The sequence below is a fragment of the Pedobacter sp. genome, assembly GCF_037719805.1.
GTDB lineage: Bacteria > Bacteroidota > Bacteroidia > Sphingobacteriales > Sphingobacteriaceae > Pedobacter.
In genome coordinates this window covers 633558-650390 of record NZ_JBBJLZ010000001.1, presented here as the reverse complement: position 1 = coordinate 650390, position 16833 = coordinate 633558, and the positions used below count along the sequence as shown (strand labels likewise).

At 39.3% G+C, this 16833-nt stretch carries 14 protein-coding genes; 9 read left to right on the top strand and 5 right to left on the bottom strand.

Annotation, left to right across the window (positions count from 1 at the left end):
- Positions 1–40 precede the first annotated feature (40 nt).
- From WKF66_RS02970 to WKF66_RS02950, 5 genes are read left to right on the top strand one after another with little or no spacing between them, the layout of a single operon-like run.
- Entirely contained in the window at positions 41–1288 is a 1248-nt protein-coding gene (locus WKF66_RS02970) for a DEAD/DEAH box helicase (protein WP_489672914.1), read from the top strand.
- Between the two features lie 22 nt (positions 1289–1310).
- On the top strand, positions 1311–2591 hold the full coding sequence (locus WKF66_RS02965; protein ID WP_489672913.1) for a replication-associated recombination protein A: 1281 nt from the start codon (positions 1311–1313) through the stop codon (positions 2589–2591).
- Between the two features lie 53 nt (positions 2592–2644).
- Positions 2645–4117, top strand: coding sequence for a DUF5687 family protein (locus tag WKF66_RS02960; RefSeq protein ID WP_489672912.1), 1473 nt, complete (start codon positions 2645–2647; stop codon positions 4115–4117).
- Positions 4118–4119: 2 nt separating this feature from the next.
- Positions 4120–4818: an ABC transporter ATP-binding protein gene (locus tag WKF66_RS02955; RefSeq protein WP_489672911.1), complete on the top strand. Its 699-nt coding sequence runs from the start codon at positions 4120–4122 to the stop codon at positions 4816–4818.
- 58 nt (positions 4819–4876) lie between these two features.
- Positions 4877–5557: a YiaD family glycine zipper/OmpA-like lipoprotein gene (locus WKF66_RS02950; protein WP_489672910.1), complete on the top strand. Its 681-nt coding sequence runs from the start codon at positions 4877–4879 to the stop codon at positions 5555–5557.
- A gap of 59 nt (positions 5558–5616) precedes the next feature.
- Here the strand turns inward: WKF66_RS02950 and WKF66_RS02945 are convergent, their stop codons facing one another.
- Entirely contained in the window at positions 5617–5967 is a 351-nt protein-coding gene (locus WKF66_RS02945; protein ID WP_489672909.1) for a hypothetical protein, read from the bottom strand.
- 81 nt (positions 5968–6048) lie between these two features.
- On the opposite strand from WKF66_RS02945, the gene WKF66_RS02940 reads away from it, so the two are divergent.
- Positions 6049–7065: a Gfo/Idh/MocA family oxidoreductase gene (locus tag WKF66_RS02940; RefSeq protein ID WP_489672908.1), complete on the top strand. Its 1017-nt coding sequence runs from the start codon at positions 6049–6051 to the stop codon at positions 7063–7065.
- Here WKF66_RS02940 and WKF66_RS02935 read toward each other — a convergent pair.
- Both WKF66_RS02935 and WKF66_RS02930 read right to left on the bottom strand, forming a co-directional pair.
- Complete coding sequence (locus WKF66_RS02935) at positions 7051–8055, bottom strand: alpha/beta fold hydrolase (RefSeq protein WP_489672907.1); 1005 nt, start codon at positions 8053–8055, stop codon at positions 7051–7053. The two genes, WKF66_RS02940 and WKF66_RS02935, sit on opposite strands and share 15 nt — an antisense overlap.
- A gap of 112 nt (positions 8056–8167) precedes the next feature.
- Positions 8168–10504 (bottom strand): TonB-dependent receptor, encoded by a 2337-nt coding sequence (locus tag WKF66_RS02930; RefSeq protein ID WP_489672906.1) that lies wholly within the window; start codon positions 10502–10504, stop codon positions 8168–8170.
- 555 nt (positions 10505–11059) lie between these two features.
- Here WKF66_RS02930 and WKF66_RS02925 point away from each other — a divergent pair.
- The 3 genes from WKF66_RS02925 (at position 11060) to WKF66_RS02915 (ending at position 13623) form a co-directional block, all read left to right on the top strand.
- A complete protein-coding gene (locus tag WKF66_RS02925) occupies positions 11060–11713 on the top strand; it encodes a TetR family transcriptional regulator C-terminal domain-containing protein (protein WP_489672905.1) in 654 nt (217 codons plus the stop codon).
- Between the two features lie 3 nt (positions 11714–11716).
- A complete protein-coding gene (locus WKF66_RS02920; protein ID WP_489672904.1) occupies positions 11717–13018 on the top strand; it encodes an ABC1 kinase family protein in 1302 nt (433 codons plus the stop codon).
- 212 nt (positions 13019–13230) lie between these two features.
- Complete coding sequence (locus tag WKF66_RS02915) at positions 13231–13623, top strand: response regulator transcription factor (protein WP_489672903.1); 393 nt, start codon at positions 13231–13233, stop codon at positions 13621–13623.
- Here the strand turns inward: WKF66_RS02915 and hisS are convergent.
- Together hisS and WKF66_RS02905 are read right to left on the bottom strand one after the other, a co-directional pair.
- The gene (hisS, locus tag WKF66_RS02910; protein ID WP_489672902.1) at positions 13620–15017 is read right to left on the bottom strand and encodes a histidine--tRNA ligase; all 1398 of its coding nucleotides are present in this window, start codon (positions 15015–15017) and stop codon (positions 13620–13622) included. The two genes, WKF66_RS02915 and hisS, sit on opposite strands and share 4 nt — an antisense overlap.
- 132 nt (positions 15018–15149) lie before the next feature.
- The gene (locus tag WKF66_RS02905; protein ID WP_489672901.1) at positions 15150–16823 is read right to left on the bottom strand and encodes a pyruvate dehydrogenase complex dihydrolipoamide acetyltransferase; all 1674 of its coding nucleotides are present in this window, start codon (positions 16821–16823) and stop codon (positions 15150–15152) included.
- Between the last annotated feature and the right edge of the window lie 10 nt (positions 16824–16833).

Here is a 16833-nt window from a genome sequence, read left to right as displayed (position 1 = left end):
GGTTACTTTTATAGAGTAAAAACTAACAATAAAAAGTACATTGGATTTTAAAGATTTTAATTTTAACCCTGACTTATATGAGGGTTTATTGGCAATGGGATTTCGCAATGCCACACCTATACAACAACAAGCCATTCCACTAATTCTTAATAAGCAAGATTTAATCGCTTGTGCACAAACCGGCACTGGAAAAACGGGCGCATACCTTTTGCCGATCATGAATATGATTAGTGAAACTCCGGAACGACATAATAATACGCTAATTCTTGCACCAACACGAGAACTGGCCCAGCAGATCGACTTACAAGTTGAGGCACTCTCCTACTTCACAAATATCAGTTCATTAACTGTTTATGGAGGTGGGGATGGTATTGCTTATGAGCAACAAAAAAGTTCAATGCGCGAAGGTGTGGACATCATTATTGCCACGCCTGGAAGACTTATTTCACACCTATCTTCTGGATTACTGAAACTTGATCAGCTTAAGCATCTGGTGTTAGACGAAGCAGACAGGATGCTGGATATGGGCTTCTATGATGACATCATGAAAATTGTTGGTTATTTACCGAAGGTTCGCCAAACGGTATTGTTCTCAGCGACCATGCCACCGAAAATCAGGAAGCTTGCTTCCACACTTTTAAAAGATCCGCAGCAAATAAACATATCTATTTCTAAACCGGCCGAAGGCATTCTGCAGCAGATATACCTTGTTCATGATGAGCAAAAAGTACCATTGCTAACAAGAATACTAAAGTCAGGTGATTTCAAAAGCGTCATTGTTTTTGCGTCGACTAAAGACAAAGTAAAAAATCTAGGTAAGGTTTTTCGAAATCTTGGTTTAAAGGCGGAAGCATTCCATTCAGATCTTACTCAAAAAGAAAGGGAAGAAGCACTATTAAAGTTTAAAAATAGAATGCTTCCGATATTGATTGGAACGGATGTTTTAAGTCGGGGTATTGATGTTGAAGGAATTGACCTTGTTGTAAATTTTGATGTGCCCCATGATGCTGAGGATTATGTGCACAGAATCGGTCGTACAGCTCGTGCCTCTAGCAAAGGAACGGCAATAACTTTGGTTAATACAAAAGACAAAAGGAAATTGGAAAGTATCGAGAAGCTGATCGAAAAGCGGATTGACCGTGTTCCTATGCCGGAAGATCTAGGAGCTTCTCCATTAGAAACAGCAAGCGCCAGTTTGTCTGATCGCCCTAAGCCTACTGGCGCCCCAAAGAAGAAATTCTGGAAGAAAAAGCCGAATTCAGCTAGTAGTCAGCCTAAGACAGAATAAATATTTCAGTATATTTACTTTCATGCAGAATTTACCTCCATTAGCTGAGCGGATGCGTCCACAGAGTCTGGATGAGTATGTTGGGCAGAAACACATTGTAGGTCCTCAGGCAGTTCTGCGTAAAGCTATTGAAAGTGGTCAATTACCTTCAATGATATTTTGGGGGCCACCAGGAGTTGGCAAGACCACACTTGCCTATATTATCTCCCAAACCCTAGATCGGCCGTTTTTTAACTTAAGCGCGATTAACTCGGGAGTCAAAGACATCCGTGAAGTTATCGACAAGGCAGCCTTACTCAAAAATAGCCTGTTGGGTTTGCCGATCTTGTTTATTGATGAGATTCATCGGTTTAGTAAATCTCAACAAGACAGTCTTCTCGGAGCGGTGGAGAGGGGTTTGGTGACTTTGATCGGCGCTACTACCGAAAACCCGTCTTTCGAAGTGATCTCGGCTCTTCTTTCCAGATGCCAGGTATATATACTCAAAGCGCTTGATGAGACTGAGCTGGCAGGTTTATTACAAGCTGCAATTGAAAACGACGTACTCCTTAAACAAAAGAAAATAACGATTCAAGATCACGAAGCCCTGATTCGTCTTTCTGGTGGAGATGGACGTAAACTGTTAAATATACTAGAGATCGTTGTTAATGGCATTGGTGGCAACACACTTGTATTAACAAATGAGAACGTGCTTGCCCATGCTCAACAAAATCTTGCATTGTACGATAAAGCAGGAGAGCAACACTACGACATCATCTCTGCCTTTATTAAATCTATCAGAGGTAGCGATCCAAATGCCGCGGTTTATTGGTTGGCGCGAATGATTGAGGGTGGGGAAGATCCACTATTTATAGCGAGGCGGCTGGTAATTTTATCATCAGAAGACATTGGCAATGCGAACCCCAATGCCCTGTTGTTAGCCAACAATTGTTTTTCGGCCGTAAATGTAATTGGCTTTCCCGAATCAAGAATTATACTATCACAATGTGTTACTTATCTGGCCAGCTCTCCTAAAAGCAATGCATCTTACGAAGCAATTAATCAGGCTCAGGCCCTGGTAAAGCAAACCGGTAACTTACCTGTTCCGCTTCATATCAGAAATGCGCCTACTAAACTGATGAAAAACATTGGTTATGGGAAAGATTACCAGTATTCACATGGATATGAGGGTAATTTTTCTGCGCAAGAGTACTTTCCTGAACAGTTAAGCGGCACTAAGCTTTATAACCCGGGAAAGAATCCAGCAGAAGATAAACTTCGTGAGAAACTTAAGTCAAACTGGGGAGACAAATACGATTATTAGTGTAACAAAACATAGGCCTGCGTATCCAAATTACAAACTAACTCATACTTAACATGCTCAGTACCTTTATAAGCCACCAACAGAAGTCATTTTGGCGCTCAAGAAACAAAAAAGGAAGTATAGCGGCCGAGATAGTTTTTGGCGTACTATTACTTTACTTTCTTGGTATAGCTGTATTTATAGGCTTCGGTATGGTCAAGTTTTTGCCACAGGTGTTTCCCGCTCAGGATGTAACCACAAGCTTCAATGGCCTTATATTGTATTATTTTGCGTTTGACTTTATCATGCGCATCCAGATTCAGGAATTACCTACACTAAGCATCATTCCTTATTTACATCTCAAAATACCAAAAAGAAAGCTAATTAGTTTTTTAAACGCAAAAGCTTTCTTCAGTGCTTTTAACCTTTGGCCCTTCTTTATATTTTTACCTTTTTGTTTTATCGAAATCGCCAGCAAGTATGGTGGATTTGCGACGGCGATGTACATTATTACCATTCTTTCCCTTACGGTATTTAATAATTTCTTAGCCTTATACATTAAGAGAAAATCAATTTCAAACATTGCTTACACCGTTGTAGGTCTGTCCATCTTTGCGGCGCTTGCAGGTCTTGAATACCTGAAGATCATTTCTGTGATGGCAGCTTCTGATTATATTTTCAGGCACATCGCGATGTACCCGTATTTGGGTCTGGTTGCAACTCTGGCTGCTTATTGCATTTTTAAGGTCAACTCCAAATTTCTGGGCAATAACCTTTATGTGGAGGAATTAAGTACTGCTCATGAAAAGAAGGCAAGTACCGATTACGCATTCTTAAATAGATTTGGAAAAGTTGGTGAGCTCGCTGCATTAGAATTGAAGCTAATACTTAGACACAAACGATCCCGTTCAAGTGTATTTTTAGGATTTCTATTTCTCTTCTACGGTTTTTTCTTTTATAGAGAAAAAGCTATTGATACAGACTCCTTCGGACAGATGATGTTTGGCGCTATTTTCATGACGGGTATATCTATCATCATTTATGGCCAGTTCATCTACGCCTGGCAGAGTGCACATTTCGACGGACTATTAGCTAACAAGATTAACTTCAAAGATTATATAAAGGCCAAGTTCTTATTGTTCACCATTGCCTGCAGTATGATCACTGTGCTTGCAAGCTTTTATGGATTCTTAAGTCCAAAACTTTTACTGTTACATTTGGCCGCTTATCTTTATAATATAGGATTTGGGACTGTTATCGTTCTTTACATGGGTGCTTCAAACTATAAGCGATTAGATATTAATAAAAGTGCAAGTTTCAATTACCAGGGAACGGGTGCGACGCAGTGGCTTCTTGCATTTCCATATACGTTAACACCGATACTGATTTACCTTCCTTTTGGACTGTTTGGTAAACCATATCTGGGACTGATTGCCGTGGCCCTATTTGGGTTGATCATGCTACTCATGCGCGGATATTGGGTGAACTTCCTTACAAAAAGATTAGAATTACAGAGGTATAAAATGGCTGAAGGCTACAGAGAATAACCATGATATTAGAAATCAATAAACTGAAAAAGATTTACGGTGATAAGACTGTCGTAAATATTGCAAATCTACAGATTCAACAAGGAGAGACTGTAGGCTTGGTAGGAAATAATGGGGCTGGTAAGACTACTCTTTTCCGTATGCTTCTGGATCTGATCCGTCCGTCTGAAGGTGAAATTCTATCGAAATCAGAGAATGTAATGTCGACGGATCAATGGAAGAACTATACAGCTTCTTATTTGGATGAGGGCTTTTTAATTGACTACTTGACTCCGGAAGAATATTTTACATTTATTGGCAGCCTGCACAACTTAAGTATAGCCGATGTACAGGCGTACCTGCTGAAGTATACTGAATTTTTTAATGGAGAAATTCTTAACAGCGGCAAGTATATTCGCGATTTTAGCAAAGGGAATCAAAATAAAGTTGGTATTGCCGCTGCATTGATGCAGAATCCAGAGTTACTTGTTTTAGACGAACCATTTGCGAATCTAGATCCGACAACACAAATAAGATTGAAAAGCATTCTTAAATCTTTAAAGGGCGAGCGGCGGATGACAACCTTTATTTCCAGTCATGATCTTAATCACGTTACTGACGTTTGTGATCGCATAATTCTTCTGGAAAAAGGATTGGTGATCAAAGATTTTTATACGGATGAAAATTCCTTAAAAGAACTGGAAGAATATTTTTCTGAATAGTTTTCAAAATTGGCATTACGTTTGAGTAACACGAGTTATAACAAACAAATTAAATATTATGACAACATCGAGATTTAAAATAGCAACATTTAGTATAGCATTATCCATTAGCGCAATGGCGTTTCAAGGCTGCGATAGTTTAACGAAAACTCAGAAAGGTGCAGGTATTGGTGCAGCAGCTGGTGGTGTAATTGGTGCTATTATAGGTAAAAAAGCTGGTAACACAGCGGTAGGTGCGGTTATTGGTGCTGCGGTGGGTGGTACAGCTGGTGGATTCATTGGTAAAAGAATGGATAAACAAGCTGCAGAAATTCAGAATGCAATTCCTAATGCTGAAGTTATTCGTGAAGGTGAAGGTATCATCGTTAAGTTTGATAGTGGTATCTTGTTTGGCTTTGATAAAGCAGATTTAACTGCTCAGGCTAAAACAAATGTTAAATCATTAGCCAGTTCATTGAATCAGTATCCTGGAACAGACATTAAAATAATCGGGCACACAGACAACAAAGGTACCGAAGCTTACAACATGAGCTTGTCTGAAAGACGCGCAGCAGCTGTTAAAGCATATGCAGTGTCTCAAGGTGTTCCTTCATCACGTTTATTAACCTTAGGAAAAGGTTTTTCTGAGCCAATTGCTGACAATACCACTGATGCAGGCAGAACTGCTAACCGTAGGGTTGAGGTTGTTATTGTTGCCAACGAATCGTTGAAAAAAGAAGCACAACAACAAGGAAAATAATCCTTTAAGTTAGATATAAACAAAAAGCCCGTTGTAGAGTTCTACATCGGGCTTTTTGTTTATTCTGAACTATAAATATCATCAAAATATTGGACGGCTAGAGACATAAGTAGTAACTCCTGTTCCATCATTGCAAACGATGGAACAGCCTTTATTAACTTCCAATGGGGCCAGCCGTCCTGATCAAGACCTTCCAGCTCATAAAATCCCATTTCACTAAGCAAACGGCAGGTTGCAATGTGCATCAGTTCTTCTTTCTGACGTTTGCTGTATTTACCAGGCCCTTTACCTAACTCTTGGACTCCAATAAGGAACAAGATCACCTTTAAGTCTGGAACATCTGAATCAAATTCGGCTGCAATCTTAGTTTGCAGCTCTTTCCATCTCGCATGTATTTCCGCTGGTTTCATAACGCAAAGATACAATTAGCAGTTCTGCTTTTGTTTAAATAATTCTGGTGTTTAGCCAAGTGTTTTAGTATTTTTAGCCATATGAACAGAGAAATTATAACAGGTATTTTGGCATACGGCATGTCTGGAAAGGTATTTCATGTCCCATTTATTCACAACCACCCAGGTTTTAAATTACAAGCGATAACCGAGAGAAATAAAAAACAGGCTGCAATAGACTACCCTGGTATAATAAGTTACGACACCATTGATGAGTTGATTAATGATCAATCCATTGAACTTGTAATTATAAATACTCCAAACTATACCCATTACGAGTATGCGATCAAAGCTTTAAAGGCAGGTAAGCATATCTTAGTAGAAAAGCCATTTACAGCAACAACAGACGAAGCTGAAGAGCTTTTTAAGCTTGCTGACACAGCAGGCAGGCAGATATTTTTTTACCAGAACCGGCGTTGGGACAGTGACTTCTCTTCCGTACGCCAGGTAATTGAAAGTGGCGTTTTAGGTAAGCTCAATGAAGTTCACTTCAGATATGACAGGTATCGCAATGTCATTGGCCCCAAAACATTTAAAGAAGAACCCTTTTCTGCAAGCGGATTGATGTATGATCTTGGACCCCATTTGTTGGATCAGGCCATTAGTATCTTCGGTAAGCCAGATACCTTCCATAAAATTCTTGGCAAGAACAGGAAAGAGACTAAAGTAGATGATTATTTTTCTATCCACCTTGGCTACCAAAATAGTGTTAATGTATTTATTCACGCTAACTTATTATTATTAGATGCCTTACCCGCATTCGTACTTCATGGCGAGCTGGGATCTTTACATAAAAAGCGTTCGGATATTCAAGAAGAGCAACTATTAAAAGGAATGAAACTAACAGATAAGGGATACGGTGTTGAACTTCCTGGAAATGAAGGAAAATTAACTTTAATTGACGAAGAAGGCAACAAGTCAGTGCATCACGTCGCATCGCTGGAAGGCAACTATCTTCCATTGTTCGACGCAATCTACGATTCTATTGTTAATAATGCTCCTTATCCTGTAAGCAGAGAACAGGTCTTGGCACAGCTGGAGATTTTACAAGCTCCCTAGTAGCGCGACAGTGAATTCTGTGGGCACTTCAATGTGAGGTATGTGTCCACAGGCTTCAAATTCAATAATCTTTGCACCGGGAATCTTTGCAGCTGTCTGTTTCCCCAGTAATTTATACTGCCCATGAATCGCTTGTTGATCCGGCGTTATTAGTGATTTCCCTATGATAGTTTTGTCTTCTCTTCCAATAAACAGTACTGTTGGAACCTTCAGGTTGTAAAATTCATAAGCTACAGGCTGCTCATAAATCATAGTGAAGGTCATTGCTGCTACCTTGGCGAATCTGGGAAAGTCGCCACTATTGGTAATTCCACCAGCAATGCGGACGAGCTCTTCGTATTCCGGTTTCCAAACTGTGAAGTAAGAGGTTTGATAATACTTTTTAACGCTTTCAGCAGTAGCTTTCAACTCTGTTTTATACTGCTCTTCAGTTGTAATGAAAGGTACAAAGGTTTTATAGTCTTCTAACCCAATTGGGTTTTCCAATAGAAGCTTTTCAGTTGTTTCAGGATACATTAGTGCAAATCTAGTTGCCAGCATCCCACCCATAGAGTGGCCCAGGACATTTGCGCGCTTTATTCCCAGGGTATCAAGTAATCCCTTGTTCCATGTTGCCATCTGATGAAAGCTATAATGAATATAAGCTTTAGATGATTTTCCAAAACCAATCTGATCAGGTACGATCACTCTAAACCCTCTTCCTGTTAGAGCTTTAATTACATTAGTCCAATAATAGCCTCCAAAGTTTTTACCATGAAACAATACAACCGTTCTTCCATTATTTAGCTGTGTAGGTGGTACATCCATGTAGGCCATTCTTAAATCCTGACCTTCAGTGTGAACTGGGTAATATTTTACAGGATACGCATACTTAACGCCTTCGAGAGTAGTTGAAATTGTATCTGTTTTTTGTTGAGCGAATGAGCAAACAGTAGCGGAGCAAAGTAGAGAAAGAGAACAAGCGAATTGGAGGATAAGGTTCCTAAGCATGAATAACGGTTTTCAATAACAACATTAAGTAAGTAGCAAAGGTTCTAAGCTAGGTATTATTTAGTAAAAATCCCACCCTAAAAAGGGCGGGATCTAAAGGATCAATTGCTTTCTACTTCTTAATGGTAAAAGGAATATTTAAACCGAAAGTGATGTTACGACCCTGGTTGTAAATCCCTAAATTAGGGTCTTCATCACTTAGTCTGCCTGGTTTGAAACGACTTAAATGATCGTAATATGCCTTATCCAGAAGGTTTCTGCCTGCGGCATAAATAGTGATGTCCTGTGTCTTTCCGACTCTTATTGTAGTTCCGATGGAAGCATTTAATAAGGTATAGCCGCTTGAAGTAGTTTCAAAATTGTCGATCTTGTTTTGACTGAAAAAATTATCAATTCCTAGGGCAATATATGAATTAGATGTACCCTTAATTTTTGGTTCAAAACGAAGCTCATTTCTTAACGTAGCTGCTGGTATGAAGGGCAGTGATTGCCTGGTAGCGCGGTTAGTAGCGCGTGTGTAAGAAAAGCTGTTCTCAAAATGAATGAAGCTAACAGGGTGTAAGGTTAAAGAAGCTTCAACACCTCTCAGGTATGCATTGTCCTGAACAAAGTTATAAACCGGAAATGGAGTAACATTTCCATCTTCGTCATCAACATCAATCGTTGCTCCACTTGTATTATAGTAGATATAGTTATCAAGGACATTGGCAAATCCTCCCAGGGAACCGCTAACATACTGGTTTTGATACTCAAACGAGGCATCAAATTGATAGCTTTGTTCTGGCTTCAAATTAGCGTTCCCAACTTCATAACGAAATACCCCTTCGTGAACACCGTTAGATGCAAGCTCTGCAATATTGGGTGCCCTAAAAGCACTTCCGGCATTGGCTTTAAAATTAAATGAATCATTGAATTCGTGCGTGTATCCCAATGCTCCTGTTAAATGAGAGAATTTGTTAGAGAAGGAGTCAAATTCCGAATCACCGCTAAAGGCTTTGCCATTCATCTTTCTATAATCAAATCGAGCACCTGCATTAAAGCTATCACTAGTCCATATTTTCTTTATAAAGGCAAAACCTCCAAATGCCTGGGAGTCATAGTCAGGAATCAGCTGCTCCGCTCCTGTTGTATTCAGACTATGCATAAATTCACCAGACAGACCGATTACTGGTGCCCAGCCATTGAAATCTCTAAAGGAGTATTTGAAATCATAGCTATAAGTTTGGCTGTTTAAGAACAATGCCAGTCCGTCTGGTTCTGCCCCTTCTAGCTCTCTCCTCAAATTGCGCTGAAAACCTAGTGTAGACTTCAAACTGCCGTTACCTATTAAGATATTACTGTTTAAAGCGAGTTTGTAGTGCCTAACTTCTTGTTTAGGAAACAATAGTTTACGATCTTTATTTTGGCTGTCGCTGTAAGTGTTACCATCCTCATCAACCAACTGACCTTCTTCGTTTATTGCTGGCTCATAAAATCCGATGGCATTCCTGAAACTGGAGGCGTCCAAATGCGCATATCCCCATTTTTTATTTAAACCAATCTGGCCTTCAAAATTTGTTTCCCTAAAACCGGAATTAGGAACATACTCCGTTGGCGTTTTGTAAGAATAGGCATTTTTATAGGTTCCCCTTACCTTATAGATCAGACCGTTTTCATTGCCCTGCAACATCAGGGAATTGCCGGTTAAACCATTGTTGCTTGCATAGTTTGTTAAGAACTCACCCTTAAGCGTACCTTCGCTCGCAGGCAGACCATCAAGAATGTTGATTACACCACCGAGTGCATCAGACCCATACATGAGACTTGCAGGACCTCTAAGCACCTCAACATGGTCGGCGCTATATTGATCGATCTCAATTCCATGTTCGTCACCCCACTGCTGCCCTTGCTGTTTAACGCCATTGTTAAGCGTAACCACTCTATTGTAACTTAAGCCTCGAATTACAGGCTTAGAGATAGATGGTCCAGTTGTGATCTGAGCCACTCCAGGTAATCTTGAAATGGCATCCATTAGATTTGTAGAAGGGTGAGACCGCAACTGTTCTCTACTTAAGGTTGCTACTGAGGTGCTGTTTTTCCGATTGTCGGAACTTGAAGGCGAGCCTGTGATTACGACTTCCCGACCTTCAATAACACTTTGCCGTAGCACGAAGTTAAGTGCTTCCGGACTACTAAAGTCTACCACCCTGGTTAGTGACTGGTAACCTACGTAGCTTACCTGCACCAAGAACTTTCCACGTACTGGAAGATTCTTTAAGGTAAATTCTCCATTTTCATTTGTGGAAGCAGACTTGCGTAAATCTGGAATAGATACGGTCGCGCCCGGAAGACCCGAATCTGTGCTAGCGTCAGTTACTTTTCCTTTAAGCTCTGCCAAATTGGATGCAAAGCTATTAGTAGAAAAAAAAGTATATAATAATACAACTAAAGTTACTTGTAAGGTTTTCATGTTATTGATTTAAATTAAAAGACAATAGCTCAGTCAGGGAATTCCTGATTGACCATATCAGATTGAAACGAACGTTGACGCTTTTAAATTTAAACTTGGGGGTCCGCGAAGGGAAGTTCGGATTAGCCTGGTATAACAAGTCTTGTCTTCGAAAGCATAATCTGCCACCTTTCCTTCTTTTAAGAATACTTGTAAGGAAAATTGGTGTAGCGTGTAAGTCTTCTCAAAGTGCATCGAGCAAATAAGGCAGTTTTCCGAATGAGTAACAATGTGTTGCTTGTGCATACATTTCACTTCACCCTTGGAACACTTATTGGAACTTTGCGAATGGTGATCATGAAAAGTACTGAAAGGAGTTAATTCGATGGCAAACACGACTAGCAACATTGCTGCAAGTAATTGATTGATATATCTTATTCTCCTTTTCAACGACTGCGAAAGTAAATAATCTTTTTTACTTCTGTTATTTAATAACATTTGATGACCAAAGATTGCGCTAACTTTACATTTTAAAACAAACTAACTATCTTATTTAAACGTTTATTAGATAAAGAAATGGCGACAGCAGAACAAATCAAAACCGGCTATATCAACTATGTGCTAACCTATGATGAGAAGCCAAAATCTGTTTACAGTTTTGTTAAAAAGCTTAAAATTAGCGAGATTGATTTTTATCAATTCTTTGCATCCTTTGAGAGTATTGAGAAATTAATATGGGTGGAATTGACTGTTGAAACAATCGACACCCTTCAACAGCAGGAAGTATGGAATCAGTATTCTTCAAGAGAGAAAATTCTGTCTTTTTTCTACAGTTATGTTGAGGTCTTAAAAAAGCAACGAAGCTTTATTATCTACACTTTAAAAGGGTCAAGGAGCCAGTTGTCCACCCCAAAAGTACTATTAGCTACAAAGACCATTTTTGAGAATTTCGCGGAGAATGTTATTAGCGATGGTTTAGAAAGCGGCGAATTGGCGGACAGGAAGTTCTTTAGTAAACGTTATAAAGACGCTTTATGGTTGCAATTTGCTTTTATCCTTAGATTTTGGGTAAGCGATGATAGTGCTGGGTTTGAGAAAACTGATGAAGCAATCGAAAAAGGCATCAATGTCACATTTGATCTCTTTCAACATTCTCCTATAGACAACTTGCTTGATTACGGAAAGTTTCTTTCTCGTAATGGCAAGTTTAGAGAACACATGAAATTTTAGTTAATGAAGGAACAAAATAGTATACCAGTATCAAAAACAGAACGTTCTGCAAAGTTTGTTAAGACAGGAATTCAGATAGGCGGTAATTACTTAAAGCATTATTCAAAGAAACTATTTAATCCGGATCTTAACAGAGATGAATTAAACGAAGATAATGCCACTGACATCTACAAGTCTTTGAGTGAGCTAAAAGGAAGTGCCCTTAAGATTGCACAGATGTTAAGCATGGATAAAAATATCCTTCCTAAATCATATGTAGATAAATTTACTCAGGCCCAATACAACGCCCCGCCTCTTTCAGGGCCACTAATTGTTAAAACTTTTACTAAAAACTTCGGAAAGACTCCTGAACAGATTTACGATAAGTTTAACTTGAAGTCCACCAATGCTGCATCGATTGGCCAAGTGCATACCGCAGAACTAAATGGAAAGAAATTGGCTGTGAAAATTCAATATCCGGGCGTGGGAGACAGCATTTCATCAGATCTAAAGCTTGTGAAACCCTTTGCTTTTCGTTTACTCGGGATGAGCGAAAAAGAGCTAAACATATATGTCAAAGAAGTCGAAGAACGCCTTTTGGAAGAGACAGATTATGTTCTGGAAGTGAAAAGGTCTATTGCTTTTTCTGAGGCTTGTAAAAATATACCAAATCTGAGGTTTCCCCAATACTATCCGGAGTTGTCAGGCCCTAGAATTATTACCATGGATTGGATCGATGGGATGCACTTGAAAGAGTTTTTGGCCACTAATCCTTCGCAGTCTTTAAGAAATAAAATTGGTCAGGCGTTGTGGGACTTTTACAACTATCAGCAACATGAATTGAGAGCAGTTCACGCAGACCCACACCCAGGGAATTTTATGATTACACATGACGGTAAATTGGGTGTCATAGATTTTGGATGCATAAAAGAGTTACCAGATGACTTTTATTATCCTTTCTTTTCTCTAATCTCATCGGATGTAATATTTGATAAAGCAAAAACTATAGAAGCCTTTAGAAAGCTAGAGATGATTCAACCTGGAGATTCTGTTAAACAAGTAGAATTCTATTATGAAATGTATCTCGAGATGATCAGGCTTTTTGCTATGCCATATACAAGCGCAGAGTTTAATTTCGATAACCCGGAGTTCTTTTCTGGACTTTATAACTATGGTGAAAAGATCGCAAAGATGCCAGAATTTAAACAGGCCAGAGGAGTAAAGCATTTTATATACGTGAACCGTACTAATTTCGGACTCTATACCATACTTCAAGATTTGAAAGCAGTAGTTAACACACAAAACTACAGGCCTCATTTAAAATAAAAAGGGTGCAATCGCCACAACCGCACCCTTTTAACCTAAAACTAAAACTATCTATATGACTCTAATAATTACAAAAGGTTTCATTTGCTGGTGATCTTTTTTTATATTTCATGTTAAAGACATTTTGTAACAATCTGTTTATAAATTGTAAATAAAGCATGAACAAATGAAACTACTTAAATATATTTGTGCTCAATTAAAAAACATCAATTTTGGCTAAAAATATACCGTTGTATAAAAACATTCTTGTTATTGAAGACAATCATGCTATCCTAGATGTAATAACTTTGATTCTGCAAAGCGAAGCTTATAAGGTGACTGGTCTTAACAAAAGTGCGGATATGATGGCCAGTGTTGAATCTTTTAAGCCAGATCTCATTATTCTTGACATCATGCTACCTGACGCTGATGGACGAGAATTACTTAAACAACTTAGATCTGAAGTAACTACGCAGGACATTCCAGTACTTATGATCTCAGCGAGGTACACAGCAGAGAATGTTGAACATGGTGAATTTAAGCCAAACGGCTTCTTAGCTAAGCCCTTTGACATTGATGAATTATTAGATAGAATAGAAGGCATATTAGCTGGCAGAACGTACTAGCTATCGCCCGCCTTACTTAAAAGCGCAATTATTGAATCTATATTAAGCTTTTGCTGATCTCCAGAATCCATTTTCTTAAGTGTCAAGATTCCGTCGCGCATCTCATCACTACCAATTAATATCACATAGGGAATCAGCTTTGAATCTGCGTAAGACATTTGTTTTTTAAGCTTTGCGGAGGAAGGATAGAGTTCTGCAGCAATATTATGTTCACGAAGTCTTTGTAGCATCGGCAGAGCATAGCTTTCAGCATCAGAGTCAAAGTTACTAATCAATACCTTCGTACCTTCAGCACCAGATATAGGGAAGAGATCAAGTTCATAAAGCACGTCATAGATGCGATCTGCCCCGAAGGAAATACCAACACCCGTTAGGCCTTTTAAGCCAAACATACCCGTTAAGTCGTCATAACGCCCACCTCCACCAATACTTCCCATAGCTACTTCATTAGTTTTCACTTCAAAAATACATCCGGTATAATAGTTTAATCCTCTGGCTAATGTAATATCGAGTTCAAGGTTGGGATACTTTATACTGTTTCCGGACAGCAGTTGCTCACAAAATTCAAAAACCTTTTCTAATTCAGCTATCCCTTTCAAGCCAATTTCCGATAACGACAAAACTTCCTTTAAAGCTAGCAGCTTTTCTTCATTGGACCCCTGTAATAAAATGACCGGCTTTAATAAGGCGATATCAGCTTCTACAAAACCACGTTCTAATAATTCGTTTTCAACTCCTTCAAGGCCAATTTTATCTAACTTATCGATTGCTACTGTCATGTCAACAATCAGATCCGGCTTACCGATTATTTCAGCTATACCTGAAAGAATTTTGCGGTTATTGATCTTAATGGTGAAATCTGTCATCCCCAAATTCGTCAAGGCTTCCTGATAGATCAAAATGAATTCAGCCTCATTGAGCAGACTCTCCGATCCCACCACATCAACATCACATTGGTAGAACTCTCTGTAACGACCTTTTTGCGGCCGGTCTGCCCTCCATACTGGCTGAACCTGGAATCGTTTGAAGGGTAGTGGAATGTCGTTTTGATGCATAACAACATATCTCGCAAAAGGAACAGTGAGGTCATAACGCAAGGCCTTTTCGCTGATGGATTTTATTAAAGCATTGGAATCAAGAGCAGACAAATCATCACGATCTGCCTTTGACAAATAATCTCCTGAGTTTAGTATTTTAAAAATAAGCTTATCGCCTTCATCCCCATACTTGCCAGTCAATGTCGACAAGTTTTCCATAGATGGTGTTTGGATTTCAGCATAGCCATACTTTTTGAAAACCGACTTAATGGTATCAAAAATGTAATTGCGTTTTGCCATTTCTTGTGGCGAAAAATCTCTGGTTCCTTTTGCTAATGAAGGCTTGATAGTTGACATAGCGGCAAAAGTACAAAAAGTAACAGTATTGGTTACGAGACATTAATTGTTTTTAGATGTGAATCAGCTATAAGCAAAAAAGGTTGCCTGCATCTAAGCAGACAACCTAAGTATATTTTAAACGTTCTCTTGTTAGATCAATAACCTTACTGGTTCTTCCAGCAATGATTTTAAGGTTTGTAGGAATGCAGATCCAGTAGCACCATCTACAACTCTATGGTCGCAGCTTAAGGTGACCTTCATTACATTACCAGGTACCACAGCACCGTTCTTAACAACCGGCACTTGCGAGATACCACCTATTGCAAGAATGCAGGCATCAGGTGGATTAATGATTGCAGTAAACTCATCAATGCCAAACATTCCAAGATTGGAAATAGTAAAGGTTGATCCTTCCCAATCAGCTGGCTGTAGCTTCTTAGCTTTTGCACGTTGAGCAAAATCTTTCACCTCTGCGGAAATGCGTGACAATGATTTGCCATCAGCAAAACGCACTACAGGAACTAACAGCCCATCTTCAACAGCTACTGCTACACCTATATTCACATGTTCATTATATCTGATTTTATCTCCCAGCCATGACGAATTAACGTTTGGATGTTGTTTCAAAGCAATAGCTACTGCTTTTAAAACAAGATCATTAAATGAAATCTTAATAGAAGCATACTCATTCATTTTTGTACGGGCAGCAATAGCGCCATCCATATCAATACTCATTGTCAGGTAGAAATGAGGAGCAGTAAACAAGCTCTCAGATAAGCGCTTCGCAATTACCTTTCTCATTTGTGTTACCGGCTTCTCAGTAAACTTCTCTTCGCCTACATAAACTGGCAGCGGAGCAGCAGCTTTTTCAGCAGTAGGTGGATCAACTGGGACGGCTTCCTTAGAAGTTGCCGGAGCAGAAGCAGCAGGTTTATAGTTTTCTATATCTTTTTTGATGATTCGTCCACCATCTGCACTTCCCGATACCTGATTAAGATCAATGCCTTTATCTTTAGCAATTCTTTTTGCCAAAGGAGATGCTTTAACCCGATCACCTGAGGTAGTAGACGCAGTAGAATCTTCCTTTAATTCTTCAGCCTTTTCCGATACAGGAGCATCTGCAGATTTATCAGCCGAGGTTTTAGTAGGAGCATCCCCTTGATTAAGAATACTGCTGATGTCCGTTCCTTCTGGTCCAACTATAGCAATAATGCCATTGACTTTAGCAGCTTGCCCTTTTTCCACACCAATGTGAAGTAACGTTCCTTCAGCATATCCCATAACCTCCATTGTCGCCTTATCGGTTTCAACATCAGCCAGGATATCATCATCTTTAACTTTATCACCAACTTTTTTATGCCATTCAGCGATTACGCCTTCCGTCATAGTATCACTTAAAAGAGGCATTCTTACAACCGTAATGCCCATTTTCTCTAAATCTGAGTCACTTAACGCAGCAGACTTAGGCGCTTCTTCTTGTTTATCTTCTTTTGGCTTATCTGTAGAATCAGATTTAACTTCTGTTTTTTCCTCTTTCGCTGTTTCAGCACCACCTTCAGCATCTAATGCAGCCTTATAGTCTTCACCTTCTTTACCAATAACGGCAATAACAGCATCAACAGGAACAGCTTTACCTTCTTCTACGCCAATGAATAATATCGTTCCATCCCAATAGGATTCTAAATCCATAGTAGCCTTGTCTGTTTCAACTTCAGCCAGTACGTCTCCGCTTTTCACTTTGTCACCAACCTTTTTGTGCCACTTAGCCATAACACCTTCGGTCATGGTGTCACTCATCTTGGGCATTTTAACTATTTCAGCCATTCTATATTCT

Bases quoted from the DNA above. Each gene is read 5' to 3' on its own strand.
- WKF66_RS02925 (WP_489672905.1), top strand. From the start codon at position 11,060: ATGGCGACAGCAGAACAAATCAAAACCGGCTATATCAACTATGTGCTA.
- WKF66_RS02945 (WP_489672909.1), bottom strand. From the start codon at position 5,967: ATGAAACCAGCGGAAATACATGCGAGATGGAAAGAGCTGCAAACTAAG.
- WKF66_RS02965 (WP_489672913.1), top strand. From the start codon at position 1,311: ATGCAGAATTTACCTCCATTAGCTGAGCGGATGCGTCCACAGAGTCTG.
- WKF66_RS02940 (WP_489672908.1), top strand. From the start codon at position 6,049: ATGAACAGAGAAATTATAACAGGTATTTTGGCATACGGCATGTCTGGA.
- hisS (WP_489672902.1), bottom strand. From the start codon at position 15,017: ATGTCAACTATCAAGCCTTCATTAGCAAAAGGAACCAGAGATTTTTCG.
- WKF66_RS02955 (WP_489672911.1), top strand. From the start codon at position 4,120: ATGATATTAGAAATCAATAAACTGAAAAAGATTTACGGTGATAAGACT.
- WKF66_RS02960 (WP_489672912.1), top strand. From the start codon at position 2,645: ATGCTCAGTACCTTTATAAGCCACCAACAGAAGTCATTTTGGCGCTCA.
- WKF66_RS02935 (WP_489672907.1), bottom strand. From the start codon at position 8,055: ATGCTTAGGAACCTTATCCTCCAATTCGCTTGTTCTCTTTCTCTACTT.
- WKF66_RS02920 (WP_489672904.1), top strand. From the start codon at position 11,717: ATGAAGGAACAAAATAGTATACCAGTATCAAAAACAGAACGTTCTGCA.
- WKF66_RS02930 (WP_489672906.1), bottom strand. From the start codon at position 10,504: ATGAAAACCTTACAAGTAACTTTAGTTGTATTATTATATACTTTTTTT.
- WKF66_RS02950 (WP_489672910.1), top strand. From the start codon at position 4,877: ATGACAACATCGAGATTTAAAATAGCAACATTTAGTATAGCATTATCC.
- WKF66_RS02905 (WP_489672901.1), bottom strand. From the start codon at position 16,823: ATGGCTGAAATAGTTAAAATGCCCAAGATGAGTGACACCATGACCGAA.